Origin of the sequence: Sphaerisporangium sp. TRM90804, assembly GCF_029846175.1 — a bacterium.
In the GTDB taxonomy this organism is placed as follows: domain Bacteria; phylum Actinomycetota; class Actinomycetes; order Streptosporangiales; family Streptosporangiaceae; genus Sphaerisporangium.
In genome coordinates this window covers 1-12,444 of the sequence record NZ_JARWAC010000005.1, presented here as the reverse complement: position 1 = coordinate 12,444, position 12,444 = coordinate 1, and the positions used below count along the sequence as shown (strand labels likewise).

Annotated in this window: 8 protein-coding genes; 5 read left to right on the top strand and 3 right to left on the bottom strand. The window is 71.8% G+C overall.

All coding sequences use genetic code 11. From position 1 onward, the window contains the following. Positions 1 to 41 precede the first annotated feature (41 nt). Positions 42 to 1,274, bottom strand: a complete 1,233-nt coding sequence (locus PYR91_RS06025) for an ROK family protein (protein ID WP_279778050.1) — start codon at positions 1,272 to 1,274, stop codon at positions 42 to 44. A 253-nt stretch (positions 1,275 to 1,527) separates the two neighbouring features. On the opposite strand from PYR91_RS06025, the gene PYR91_RS06020 reads away from it, so the two are divergent. The 3 genes from PYR91_RS06020 to PYR91_RS06010 all read left to right on the top strand — a co-directional run bounded on the left by PYR91_RS06020 (position 1,528) and on the right by PYR91_RS06010 (position 6,095). After that, positions 1,528 to 3,261: an ABC transporter ATP-binding protein gene (locus PYR91_RS06020; RefSeq protein ID WP_279778049.1), complete on the top strand. Its 1,734-nt coding sequence runs from the start codon at positions 1,528 to 1,530 to the stop codon at positions 3,259 to 3,261. Then, on the top strand, positions 3,258 to 5,246 hold the full coding sequence (locus tag PYR91_RS06015; RefSeq protein ID WP_279778047.1) for an ABC transporter ATP-binding protein: 1,989 nt from the start codon (positions 3,258 to 3,260) through the stop codon (positions 5,244 to 5,246). Before PYR91_RS06020 ends, PYR91_RS06015 begins: the two co-directional genes overlap by 4 nt. A gap of 243 nt (positions 5,247 to 5,489) precedes the next feature. Next, positions 5,490 to 6,095 carry a restriction endonuclease gene (locus PYR91_RS06010; protein WP_279778045.1) on the top strand — a complete coding sequence of 202 codons (606 nt, stop codon included), beginning with the start codon at positions 5,490 to 5,492 and terminating at the stop codon, positions 6,093 to 6,095. 234 nt (positions 6,096 to 6,329) lie between these two features. Here PYR91_RS06010 and PYR91_RS06005 read toward each other — a convergent pair whose 3' ends face one another. Next, entirely contained in the window at positions 6,330 to 6,635 is a 306-nt protein-coding gene (locus tag PYR91_RS06005; protein ID WP_279778043.1) for a hypothetical protein, read from the bottom strand. 577 nt (positions 6,636 to 7,212) lie between these two features. Between PYR91_RS06005 and PYR91_RS06000 the strand changes: the two genes are divergently transcribed. Both PYR91_RS06000 and PYR91_RS05995 read left to right on the top strand, forming a co-directional pair. After that, positions 7,213 to 7,905 (top strand): DUF429 domain-containing protein, encoded by a 693-nt coding sequence (locus PYR91_RS06000; RefSeq protein ID WP_279778041.1) that lies wholly within the window; start codon positions 7,213 to 7,215, stop codon positions 7,903 to 7,905. Between the two features lie 951 nt (positions 7,906 to 8,856). Beyond that, positions 8,857 to 10,455: a choice-of-anchor P family protein gene (locus tag PYR91_RS05995; protein ID WP_279778039.1), complete on the top strand. Its 1,599-nt coding sequence runs from the start codon at positions 8,857 to 8,859 to the stop codon at positions 10,453 to 10,455. A 449-nt stretch (positions 10,456 to 10,904) separates the two neighbouring features. On the opposite strand, the gene PYR91_RS05990 is transcribed toward PYR91_RS05995, so the two are convergent. Continuing rightward, entirely contained in the window at positions 10,905 to 11,726 is an 822-nt protein-coding gene (locus PYR91_RS05990; RefSeq protein WP_279778036.1) for a hypothetical protein, read from the bottom strand. Between the last annotated feature and the right edge of the window lie 718 nt (positions 11,727 to 12,444).

Below are 12,444 nucleotides of genomic sequence, written 5' to 3'. Positions count from 1 at the left end.
TTTCCGAGGATCACACCGACGTGGGGCGGCTCCCGCGTGACCTAGCCGGTCATGGCGTCGTGCGGGGCGAGGGCTGATGAGGCGAGCACGCCCAGGGGGTCGGTGAGGAGGTTGGAGAAGGCGAGTTCGGCGGCGCCGATCAGGGTGGCGTCGTCTCCGAGGGCCGAGGTGCGCAGTTGTACCCGCTCGCGGGAGATCACCAGGACGTTGGCCGCCACCCGGCTGTGTACCTGGGGCGCCGCGCCCTGGTAGACCTCGCGCAGCATGCCGCCGAAGATCACCAGGCCGGGGTTGAACAGGTTGATGAGGTTCGCCACCCCGATGCCGAGCCAGTCGCCGATCCGGCGCAGCGCGTCGCGGGCCGCGGTGTCGCCGCGGGCGGCGGCGTCGACGACGGCTCGTACGCCGTCGCGGCCGGTCAGCTCGGATGAGCGGCCGGCGGCGTCGATAAGGGCCTGCTCGCCGACCTCCGCCTCCAGGCAGCCTCGCGAGCCGCACCCGCACGGCCGGCCGTTGTATGGGTTCACCATCATGTGCCCGAGCTCGCAGCCGTACCCGCCGTCGCCGTCCAGCAGTTTGCCGCCGACGATGATGCCGCCGCCCACGCCGACGTCCCCGTGCAGGTAGATGAGGTTCTGGAAGCCGACCCCCGCGCCGCGCTGGTGCTCGGCCAGCGCGCCCAGGTGGGCCTCGTTGCCCACCGCGACCGGCAGCCCGAGGCCCAGCCTCAGGCCCAGTTCGGTGCCGAAGGCCTGGTCGACCCAGCCCATGTTCGGCCCGAAACGCACCATCCCGTCACCGGGCCGGATCATGCCGCAGTAGGCCGCCGCGACCCCGGCGCACACCGAGCCGGCGCCCGCCTCCCGCTGCATGCGGCGGGCGAACCCGGCCAGCACCCCCACCACGTCGTGGAGGTCGGCCCCGGCGCGCGGCCTGACGGCCTCCCGGCGGTCGAGGATCGTCCCGCCCAGCCCCACCTTGGCGGCCACGAGCCGGTCGACGCGGACGTCGAAGGCCAGGGCGTACACCCGCTCGGACTCCGGCCGGACCACCAGGGACGGCCTGCCCGCCTTGCCGGTGTCCCCGGGCAGTTCCTCGCGCACCAGGCCGGCCGAGGTCAGCTCGGCCGTGAGGCCCATGATGGTGCTGCGGTTGAGCCCCATGCGGCCCGCCAGCGTGGTGCGGGAGGCCGGGCCGCCGAGGTGCACGTGCCGGAGCAGGGCGCCCAGATTGTGCCGGCGAATCTCCTCCTGGGACCGACCGGCTTTCGGCATGTGGGGATCCTGACGACTCGGGGGCTGTCATCGTCGTGCGCCGCGACGGCACGGGTGCCCGGGCCGGTCGCGGTGCGACAGAACCGATCCTGTCGCACCGTGAGGATACCAACCGGCGCTCGGCGGCCCCGGACCCGCGAAACCGCCGGACGACCGGCTCGCTACGCCGCTGAAAAACCAGGCGTAGGTGACCTACGTGCTCATATAGCGTTGCCCGCGTGATTTCCACACGCCGAGCGGCCCGGGCACGCCCGTGCTGAGCCGGCTGCTGCGCGTCCACCTGCGGCCCTACACGCCGGCGCTGGTCGCCGTGGTGGTGTTCCAGCTGGTCGGCACGATCGCGTCGCTGTACCTGCCCAGCCTGAACGCCGACATCATCGACCGCGGCGTCGCCGTCGGCGACACCGGTTACATCCTGTCCAGCGGCGGCTGGATGCTCACCGTGTCGCTCATGCAGATCGCCTGCGCCGTCGCCGCGGTGTACTACGGGTCCAAGGTGGCGGCCGGGTTCGGGCGGGACGTCAGGTCCGCCGTCTTCCACCGGGTGGGCGGGTTCTCCGCCCGCGAGGTCGCCCAGTTCGGCGCGCCGTCGCTGATCACCCGCAGCACCAACGACGTCCAGCAGGTCCAGATGCTCGTGGTGATGACCTGCACGATGCTGGTCGCCGCGCCCATCATGGGCGTCGGAGGCGTCGTCATGGCGCTGCGCCAGGACGTCGGCCTGTCCTGGCTCATGCTGGTCTGCGTCCCGGCGCTGCTGGTGTCCATCGGCCTGATCGTCTCGCGCATGGTGCCGCAGTTCCGTGCGATGCAGACCCGCATCGACGAGGTCAACCGGGTGCTGCGCGAGCAGCTCACCGGCATCCGCGTCGTGCGGGCCTTCGTCCGCGAACGCGAGGAGACCCGCCGGTTCGCCGAGGCCAACGACGCGCTCACCGGGACCGCGCTGAGCGTCGGGCGGCTGACCGCGCTCATCTTCCCCACGGTGATGCTGATCCTGAACGTCTCCAGCGTCGCCGTCCTGTGGTTCGGAGCGGCCCGCGTGAACAGCGGCGAGATGGGGATCGGCGCGCTCACCGCGTTCCTCATGTACCTGATGCAGATCCTCACCTCGATGATGATGGCGACCTTCATCTCGATCATGATCCCGCGGGCCGCCGTCTGCGCCGAGCGCATCGGCGAGGTGCTGGACACCGAGTCGTCGGTGCGCCCGCCCGAGCGGCCCGTACGGGAGGTGCGCAAGCGGGCCGAGCTGGAGCTGCGTGACGTCGGGTTCCGCTACCCGGGCGCCGCGGCGCCGGTGCTGTCCGGCATCTCCTTCCGCGCCGTCGCCGGGCAGACCACCGCCATCATCGGCAGCACGGGCTCGGGCAAGACGACGCTGGTCTCGCTCGTGCCCCGGCTGTTCGACGCCACGTCGGGCACGGTGTCGGTCGACGGCGTCGACGTCCGCGACCTGGCGCCCCAGATGCTCTGGACCCGCATCGGGCTGGTGCCGCAGAAGCCGTACCTGTTCACCGGCACGGTCGCGAGCAACCTCCGGTACGGCAATCCGGCCGCCACCGACGACGAGCTGTGGGAGGCGCTGGACGTCGCCCAGGCTCGCGACTTCGTCGAGGCGATGCCCGAGGGCCTGGAGGCGCCCATCACCCAGGGCGGCACGAACGTGTCAGGCGGGCAGCGGCAGCGGCTCTCGATCGCCCGCGCGCTGGTCAGCAAGCCCGAGATCTACCTGTTCGACGACTCCTTCTCGGCGCTGGACCTGACGACCGACGCCCGGCTGCGCGCCGCCCTGCGCCCGCACACCGCCGAGGCCGCCGTCGTCATCGTCGGCCAGCGGGTGTCGACCATCGCCGACGCCGACCAGATCATCGTGCTGGACGACGGTGTGATCGCCGGCATCGGCACCCACGACCGACTGCTGGACTCCTGCCCGACCTACGTCGAGATCGTGGAGTCCCAGCTGACCGCGGAGAGCGCGATATGAGCGAGCGGCCCATGGCACCCACCCGCCCGCGCCCGCCCGCGGGCGGCGGCCCGTTCGGGCGGGGGCCCTTCGGCGGCGGCGGGATGCCCGCCGAGAAGTCGATGGACTTCGGGCCGTCCACCCGGCGGCTGATCCGGCGGCTGGACCCCGAACGTCCGAAGATCCTCGCCGTGATCGGCCTGGCCGTGGTCAGCGTGGTGCTCGCCGTCATCGGCCCGACGATTCTCGGGCGCGCCACGGACGTCATCTTCAGCGGCGTGGTCGGCAAGCAGCTGTCGGCCGGGACGACGACGGAGCAGGCGGTCGAGGCCGCCCGCGCGTCGGGCGACGACAACTTCGCCGCGATGCTCGCCCGGATGGACGTCGTGCCCGGGCACGGCATCGACTTCGCGGCGCTGGGCACCCTGCTGGCGTGGGCACTGGCGCTCTACGTCGCGGCGTCCATGTTCGGCTGGCTGCAGGGATACCTGCTCAACGACGTGACACAGCGCACCGTGTTCCGGCTGCGGGCGGACGTCGAGGACAAGCTGAACCGCCTCCCCTTGCGGTTCTTCGACGGCCAGCCGCGCGGCGAGCTGCTCAGCCGGGTCACCAACGACATCGACAACGTTTCCCAGACCCTGCAGCAGACGCTGAGCCAGCTGCTCACGTCGCTGCTGACCGTGGTCGGCGTGCTGGCGATGATGTTCGTGATCTCGCCGCTGCTCGCGCTGATCGCCCTGGTGACGATCCCGCTGTCGATGGTCGTCACCGGGCTGATCGCCAAGCGCTCGCAGAAGCTGTTCGTCGCGCAGTGGGCCAACACCGGAAGCCTGAACGCCCACATCGAGGAGGCGTTCACCGGGCACGAGCTGGTGAAGGTCTTCGGGCGCGGGCCGGAGGTCGAGGAGGTCTTCCGGCAACGGAACGAGGAGCTGTTCAAGGCGAGCTTCGGCGCCCAGTTCATCTCCGGCGTCATCATGCCGACGATGATGTTCATCGGGAACCTGAACTACGTCGCGATCGCCGTCGTCGGGGCCGTGCGGGTGGCCACCGGGTCGATGAGCCTGGGTGACGTGCAGGCGTTCATCCAGTACTCCCGGCAGTTCACCCAGCCGCTGACCCAGGTCGCCTCGATGGCCAACCTGCTGCAGTCGGGGGTGGCGTCGGCCGAGCGGGTCTTCGAGCTGCTGGACGCCGAGGAGCAGCGCCCCGACCCCGCCGACCCCGTGCTGCCCACGGTCCGGCGTGGCCGCGTCGAGTTCGAGCACGTGTCCTTCCGCTACACCGCCGACCAGCCGTTCGTCGAGGACCTGTCGCTGGTGGCCGACCCCGGGCACACGATCGCGATCGTGGGGCCGACCGGCGCGGGGAAGACCACGCTGGTCAACCTGATCATGCGCTTCTACGAGCTGGACGCCGGGCGCATCACGCTCGACGGTGTGGACGTCACGGCGATGCGCCGCGAGGACCTGCGCTCGCACATCGGCATGGTGCTCCAGGACACCTGGCTGTTCGGCGGCACCATCCGCGAGAACATCGCCTACGGCAACCCGCTGGCGACGGACGAGCAGATCCACGCCGCCGCGCGGGCCACGTTCGTCGACCGGTTCGTGCGCAGCCTGCCGGACGGCTACGACACCGTGATCGACGACGAGGGCGGCAACGTCAGCGCGGGGGAGAAGCAACTGCTGACCATCGCCCGGGCCTTTCTCGCCAACCCGTCGCTGCTCATCCTGGACGAGGCCACCAGCTCGGTCGACACCCGGACGGAGGTCCTGGTGCAGCACGCGATGGCCGCGCTGCGCACCGACCGCACCAGCTTCGTCATCGCGCACAGGCTGTCGACCATCCGCGACGCCGACCTGATCCTGGTGATGGAGGCCGGAGGCATCGTCGAGCAGGGCACACATGACGAGCTGCTCGCCCTGCGGGGCGCCTACCACCGGCTGTACTCCGCGCAGTTCAGCGGGGCCCTGGTCGCCGCGGACGACGAGACGTTTTAGTACGACCGTTTCATTTAGGCCTGAAATAAATCCGTCGACCGTTTCCGCTGTCTCGTCATAACCGGCCAAATGCCGAATATCATTTTCTATCGGCGTGGCTGATTTTGTCGGTGGTCTCGTTCAGAATCGACTCCGGTGTTTCGAATCCTGGAGGTCTCGATGGCGAGGCGCAGATCACGGGTAAGGAGCCGGGCCCGGCGGCGGAGGGCGGGCGGCGGGCGCTGGGTCTGGGTGGTGGCTGGCGTGGCGGTCGCGCTCGCGGTGGCGCCGGTGGTCGTCGATCTGGTCTCGTCGGGGTGGGTGGTGCCGCTCGCCGTCGTCGCCGTGCTCGTGGCGCTCGGCGGGGCGGCGATGCTCGTGGCCAGGCACTTCGGCGACGTGTACCGGCAGGAGGCGCTGCGGCGGTGCGGCGTCGACCGGCTCGATCACCGCCGGTTCGAGGGCCTGAGCGGGGAGCTGCTCAGGCGTGACGGCTTCCGGCAGGTCAAGGTGGTCGGCGGGGCGGGCGACCGCGGGGTCGACGTGCTCGGCGTCGCGCCCGACGGCACGCCGTACGCGCTCCAGTGCAAGTACTACACCCGCAAGGTCGGCCCTGGAGACGTCCGCGACTTCGTCGGCGCGCTGCAGGCCAGGCCGTACCGCGACCACCGGGGTGTCCTGGTGACCTCGCACAGCCTCACCGCCCAGGCCGCTCAGACGGCCCGCGACCACGACGTGATCGTCATCGACCGCGACCGCCTGGCCGACTGGCTCCTGGGCGCCTACCGCCTGGGCCCGGGCTCCAGGTCGCCCGCCTGGCTGGCCCGATTACGCCGCGGCACGTCCGGCGAGACACCCGCCGCTCTGTGAGAGCCGATCGGCCGCGCGAGCGTCCGGGTGCGTGAGTGCGTGAGTGCGTGAGTGCGTGAGTGCGTGAGTGCGTGAGTGCGTGAGTGCGCGAGTGCGCGGGTGCGCGGGTGTGCGAAGGCTCGGGCCGGGCGCGCCACCGGGGTGTGTGGAGCCGGGTCGGTGCGAGTGTGAGCGGGGGGCCGAGCCGTGCGGCCCATCGGCTGGGCGACGGCTCGGTACCGGGTGCGGCGACGGTCAGGGAGCGGTGATCTCCTTGGGAGCTTCGCCTTCCTTGGGCTTGGGAAGGCGGATCGACTTGGACGGCTTCTCGCCCTTGTTGCGTGCGTAGAGGGTGGGGTAGCAGTCGTAGTAGCAGAAGTAGGCGTCGCAGTAGCGCAGGAAGCAGATCCAGCCCTTGGCCGCGGCTTCGGTCGTGCAGACGGCAGCCGCGGGCTTGAGGGACGCGGCGTGCGCGGCGGAGGCGGGAACCGCCGCCGAGAGCCCTGCGGCCAGAACGACGCCTGCCATAGCGGTGCCGGTGGTGTGGACGAGCGTACGCATGATCCTCCTCGTGGGACGAACGTTGATCTATCCGGGTCAGCGTAGTCACTCGATCACACAGGGTCACGGACGTTGGAACGGTGATGCGCATGCGGGCACGGCCGCCGCTCCACGCGGGGCGTCGCGCGGCACCTGGTCGTGATAGGGCTGCTCTCTAGGAGCAGGAGCTCTCACATAAACGGTCGTGCGGGTGTGGCCGGCGCATGAGGTGGGTTGCGTGGGCCGGTGTGGAGGGGGCGCCGGGTGGGGGGTGGTCCGCGGGGCGTGGCGGTCTCGTGTGGGGCGGTCGTGTGGGTGTGATCGCCGCGTGGGGCGGGGTGCGTGGGCCGGTGTGGGGTCTGCTGGCTCGGGTGGGGATGTGCGGGTCCGTGACGAGGCGTCGGGTGACGGGTGACGGGTGACGGTGACAGGTGGGCGCGAGGGCTCGTGGGGTGTGCGAGTTCGTGCTGAGACTGTGGGCGGTCGGGTGCTGGGGACAGGTGGGCGCGGGGGTTCGTGGGGTGTGCGAGTTCGTGGCGAGGCTGTGGGCGGTCGGGTGCTGGGGACAGGTGGGGGTGGGGTCGGGGAGCATGCATGTATGGGTGGCGAGCGAGTGCTTGGTGTCGACGCGTGTAAGGCGGGATGGGTCGGCATCGTGTTGGCGAAGGGGTGCACGAGTGCGCATTTCGCGGTGAGCATCGGTGAGCTGGTCGCGCTGGCCGAGCGGGAGGGTGAGCTGGCGGCGGTGGCGATCGACATTCCGATCGGGCTGCCCGACGCCGGGCGCCGGGAGGCCGACGTGCTGGCGCGGCGGGCCGTGGGGCCGCGGTGGGCGTCGGTGTTCATGACGCCGGTGCGCGCGGCGCTTGAGGCGGACGACCACGCGTCGGCGGTGGCGATCAGCAGGCGGCTGGCCGGGGAGGGGATCTCTCGTCAGGCGTTCAACCTCAAGGAGAAGCTGCTCCAGGTCGACGGGTGGGTGCGGTCGACGCGGCACCGGGTCGCCGAGGTGCATCCGGAGCTGTGCTTCGCGACACTGGCGGGCGCTCCGCTGCCGTCCCGCAAGTCCACGTGGGCGGGCGCGGAGACCCGGCGCGCGCTGCTCGCCGGCGTAGGCGTCGCGCCGGCCGGCGATCTGGGGCTCGCCGGCGCGATGGCCGGGGTCGACGACGTGCTTGACGCCGCTGCCGCCGCCTGGACGGCCCGCCGCCTCGCCGCCGGTGAGGCACGCCCCCTCCCCGACCCCCCTCAGCGATTCGGCGACGGGCTGGAGTGCGCGATCTGGGTGTGATCCAGCATTCAGCCCCCGGGGTTCCAGTGGTCAGCGTGTGCGATCCGGATCTGGTTCGATGCGCGGGTTCGGCCTCAGGCCGGGCGCGCCAGCGGTCCGGAGCCGGTGTGTGAGCCGGTGTGTGAGCCGGCCTTCGTGGTCGGCGCGATCTGGTGGGGCTTGACGCCCGAGCCGGGGCGGGGTTCGGGGGGGCTGGAGTGTGGGTCGGCCTTTGGTCGCGCGATTTGGTGGGGCTTGACGCCCGAGCCGGGGCCGGGTTCGGGGGTGGCTGGAGTGTGCGTCGGGTGGGGGGTGGTGCTTGAGGCGATTCGGAGGTTCGGCGGCGGTGGGGAATGTGCTGTCTGGCGGGCTTTGAGGTTGGGGCCTGGGCGAGGTGCGGGGGGGTGGGGGAAGTCTTTGCCGTGCGTGGAGGACTTCGGGGGGAGTCGTCGTTGACTCGGCGGGGGTAGCGCGCCAGCTTGTCTGTGCGTGCGTCGGGGCATGTCGGCGCCGCCTGCCTTGCCGGTCGCCGGCGGGGGACCGCCGGCGTCGGGGGACGCCGCCTGAGTGGCGGTCTGCCACGGCAGTGCGATGACTTCGTCGGGGGATTTGCTGGTGAACGGTTCACAGGGGCGCCGGTACGGGACGGCGCCGCGCGCGGGGGCCCGCATGGTCGCGGTCGGTGTGACGGCGGTACTCGCCTGCGCGATGCAGGGCGGGCCCGCCGCCGGGGCCGCCGGCTCTACGGGAGCCGGGTTCGCGGGGTCTGGATTCATGGAGAGTGGATCTACGGGTGCCGGTTTCACGGAGGCCGGTCTCTCAGGGGTCGGTCTCATGGAGGCCGGTCTCTCAGGGGTCGGTTACACGGAGACCCGCGTTACGGGGGCCGGTGTTACGGAGGCCCGGGCCACGGGGACCGGTGTCACGGGGGCCGGTTCTGCGGGGATCGGCTTCACGGAAAGCGGGGCCGGGGTGGAGCCGCGGGACCCGGGGGTGGTCTTCGCGGAGGACTTCGAGAACGGGCAGGGGGCTACGCCGGTTCTGGTGACGGAGTACACCGGGGCGGCGCCGGTGAACCAGACCTACACCGCCGATCCTGCGTGGCTGTCGTCCTGCAACGGCTGGATCGTCTCGCGGCTGGGGCCGGAGGCCACGCCGCGGGCCGCCGGGTGCGGCGACTGGTGGCCTTCGGTGAAGAAGCTGGCCGCGACGCTGGGGGAGTGGGCGGGCGGTGACCCGGCGACCAACCACGCCGTCGCGGCCTACACCCACGCCGACCCCGGCGCGGGCAAGACCCAACTGGAGACCAGGACGTCCGTCGGCGTCGGCGCGGGCAGCCGGTTCCTGGCCTTCTCCGTCGACGTGGCCGAGACCAACTGCCACGGCCACCACGCCAAGCTCGGCTTCCACCTGCTGGACGGGTCGGACGCCGTCCCGGCGTTCACCACCCCGATCGAGCCCTGCGCGCGAGCCGACAGCACGGTGGACGGCATCGCGGTGGGCACCTACACCAGCGACGCCCCGGTGCTGTTCCGCGGGCCGAAGCTCGGCTTGCGGCTGGTGAACTTCCAGCCCAGCGGTTACGGCAACGACGCCGCGTTCGACAACGTCCGGGTGCTGGACGTGACCCCACGGCTGCAGGCCGCCGTCAAACCCCGTCGGGTGGAGGCGGGGGCGGTGTCCCGCCTGGAGTTCACCATCGTGAACACCAGCGAGCTGGCGGCCAAGAAGGGCTGGTCGTTCACCGGGGAACTGCCCGCCGGGCTGACCATGGCCGGGGACGCGGCGACCACCGACTGCCAGGACGGGAAGGTGACGGCGCCGGCCGGGGGCGGGCGGATCGACGTCACGGGCACCCTCCCGGAGGGCGCGAAGTCATGTACGGTCACCGTCCCGGTCACCTCGGCCCGCGCCGGGTCGTACAGCGTCTGCGCCGAGAACCTGACCGCCCACACCGGCGTTCATCCGCACGGCTGCGCCCGCGCCCGGTTCGTCCCGCCGGCGCTCACGTTCGACGTGCACGCCCACGGTGCCCGGGTCACCGGGCCGCTCACCGCCGGGCCGCTGGCCGCCTCCGACCTCGTCTGCACGCCCCTGCCGGGCTGGCACGACGCCAGCCTGGCGGGCACCGTCCTGCCCGTCGGGGCCGGTTCGGTGAAGGTCGTCGCCACGAGCGTCGCCGGCACCGTCGACCGCGCCGGCCGCCGTACGGCGACCGGCACCGCCGAGGTGACCCAGGTGAGCCTGCTCGGCGGCCTCGTCACCGCCGACAAGGTGAGGTCGGCCGCGACGGCACGCGGCGACGGCGCCGGCCGGGTGACCGCCACCGGCGAGGCCGAGTTCGCCAACCTGAGGATCTCCGGTGCCCCGGTGGACACCACGCGGGTCAACCTGGTGATCGACGTCCCGAAGGTGGCCAGCGTCACCGTCAACGAGCGGGTGCCCTACGCGGACGGCGCCGGCGTCGCCGTGAACGCCATCCACATCCGCACCCCAGCCGGAACCGACACCGTCATCGGCCACACCCGAGCCGCCCTCACCCACCCCGGCAAACCCTGCCCGGTCCTCTGAGCCCGTCACCTGAGCCCGTCACCTGAGCCCGTCGACGGCGGACACGCCGGCTCGGGGCGGTTACACGGCGGACGCGTCGCGGCTCGCGCGGTCACACGGTGACCGCGCGAGCCGGCGCGGTCACGGGGCCAGGGGCCTGGCCACCCGGTGGGGGGCGTCCAGGAGCGGACGGTGATGAACTCCCAGACCGCCCGCACCACTTTCGCCGGCAGGCCGTCGCCCTTGAAATGGTGCCTTCGGCGCCGCCCTTCTAAGGGTTAAGGGCGACCCTCGCCCCCCGCCCCGGCCCATCGCGCTAGTGAACGCCTTCAGGCGCGGAGAGAGGATCACCGCGACTGGGTCGGGTCACTCCCGCTGGCACGCGCGGGGCGTGATCCGATGGCGGTCGGAGCTTGGGTGGGATCCCGGTCTCTGTTGCCGGCACCCCTGTGGGCGATCGTCGTGCCGTGCTAGCGCTTCCAGACCGTGTAGGTCAGCGTGACGCTGTCATCGGCAGGGAGGGCGGTGGCCTTGGCGGCGCCGATGTTGTTCTCGGTGGTCTCCAGACAGAACCATTCGTCCAGCTTGATATCGATGCTGCTGTAGTGACGGCGGGCGAGGTGCTCGGCGCAGGAGTCGAGTGTGGGTGTGCCGGGGTGCGGGGTGAGGTGCAGTTCGCCGCCGCCTTTGCCCCACATGTCGGTGTAGGTGGCGTCATAGACGATGTCGGCGGTCTGGCTCACCTCGCTGATGACGCCGCTTTCCAAGTCCAGGTAGTCCCTGTCCACCAGGATCGCTTCGCCCGTGTTGACGACGTCGCCGCTGGATGCCTTCGGTGTGGGCCGTGCACTGTCCGAAGGGGAGCGACTCGAGGTGGGGGCGGGCGTGTGGCCGTCCTCGGTGGCGGAGGCAGACGGACCCGCCGTGGATGGGCCCGTCGTCGGTGGGTCCGTTGTAGATGGGTCCGTCGTAGACGGGCCGGACGTCGCGCTGCCGGCTGTGGCGGTGGCCGGGGCGTCCCACAGGCGGCCGAGGGCGGCGCCGGCGGTCGCGGAGCCGACGGCGATGAGCGTCGCCATGACCACGGCGGTGGCGCCCACCGGCTTCCCGAAGTGCCGGACGAGCCCGCCGAGGCCGATCAGCGCCGCCAGCAGGCCGGTGAACAGGACGCCCATGAGCGGCCTGCTGGTGAGAAGCTGCGCCACCGCCGCCACGTCGGCGACGACTCCCAGACCGGTGATCGCGGCGGTGTGACGCCCCGCCGAAGGCGCGGCGGCGACGGGCTGACTCAACGAAGATCCTCTTTCATGCTCAGGCCCCGCACCCGCAGGCCGGCCGCCGTACGGCGGCGCCGTCTTCGCCGTACGACTGTTCGCCGTCGCGGCGCCGGGGGTGAGGGTAGGGCGGGGGCCGGGGGTTGGGTTGGCGGCGGTGGGTGGGTGTGGCTTGTGGCTTCTTTGAGGGGCGGGTTCGTCGGTCGCCGTGAGCGGCTTCGCCGTGGGCTGTTCGTCGTCACGGTGCCGGGGATGGGTTGGCAGCTGTGCTGTGGTGGTGTCTGGGGTGAGACTTCTCTATTGGGGGGTCGGTCGCCGTGAGCGGCGCCGTCTTCTCTGTGGGGCTGTTCGCCGTCGCGGTGCCGGGACTGGGTTGGTGGCGGTGGGTGGGGTGTCGGCCGTGGTGGGGTGTGGTTTGTGCTTCTTTGGGGGGCGGGTTGGTCGGTCGCCGTGAGCGGCGCCGTCTTCTCTGTGGGGCTACTCGCCGTCGCGGCGCCGGGAGGCAGCGGGCGTAAGAGGGGAGGAGGGGGCGGGACCGACAGGCGTAGAGGGGGAGGAGGCGGCGGAGGCAGCGGGCGTAGGAGGGGAGGAGAGGGCGGGGCGACGTGGGGCGGCCCGGCCCTGGGGGTTTGGCGTGGACTCGGACCCAGGGGTGTGGGAGTTGCCCGGGCCTGGGGCTGGGAGTTATCCGGGTCCGGGGCTGGGAGTTGCCCGGGCCTGGGGCTGGGAGTTATCC

Coding starts and splice junctions, on each gene's coding strand:
- PYR91_RS06025 (WP_279778050.1), bottom strand. CDS start 1,274: ATGCCGAAAGCCGGTCGGTCCCAGGAGGAGATTCGCCGGCACAATCTG.
- PYR91_RS06015 (WP_279778047.1), top strand. CDS start 3,258: ATGAGCGAGCGGCCCATGGCACCCACCCGCCCGCGCCCGCCCGCGGGC.
- PYR91_RS06005 (WP_279778043.1), bottom strand. CDS start 6,635: ATGCGTACGCTCGTCCACACCACCGGCACCGCTATGGCAGGCGTCGTT.
- PYR91_RS06000 (WP_279778041.1), top strand. CDS start 7,213: ATGGGTGGCGAGCGAGTGCTTGGTGTCGACGCGTGTAAGGCGGGATGG.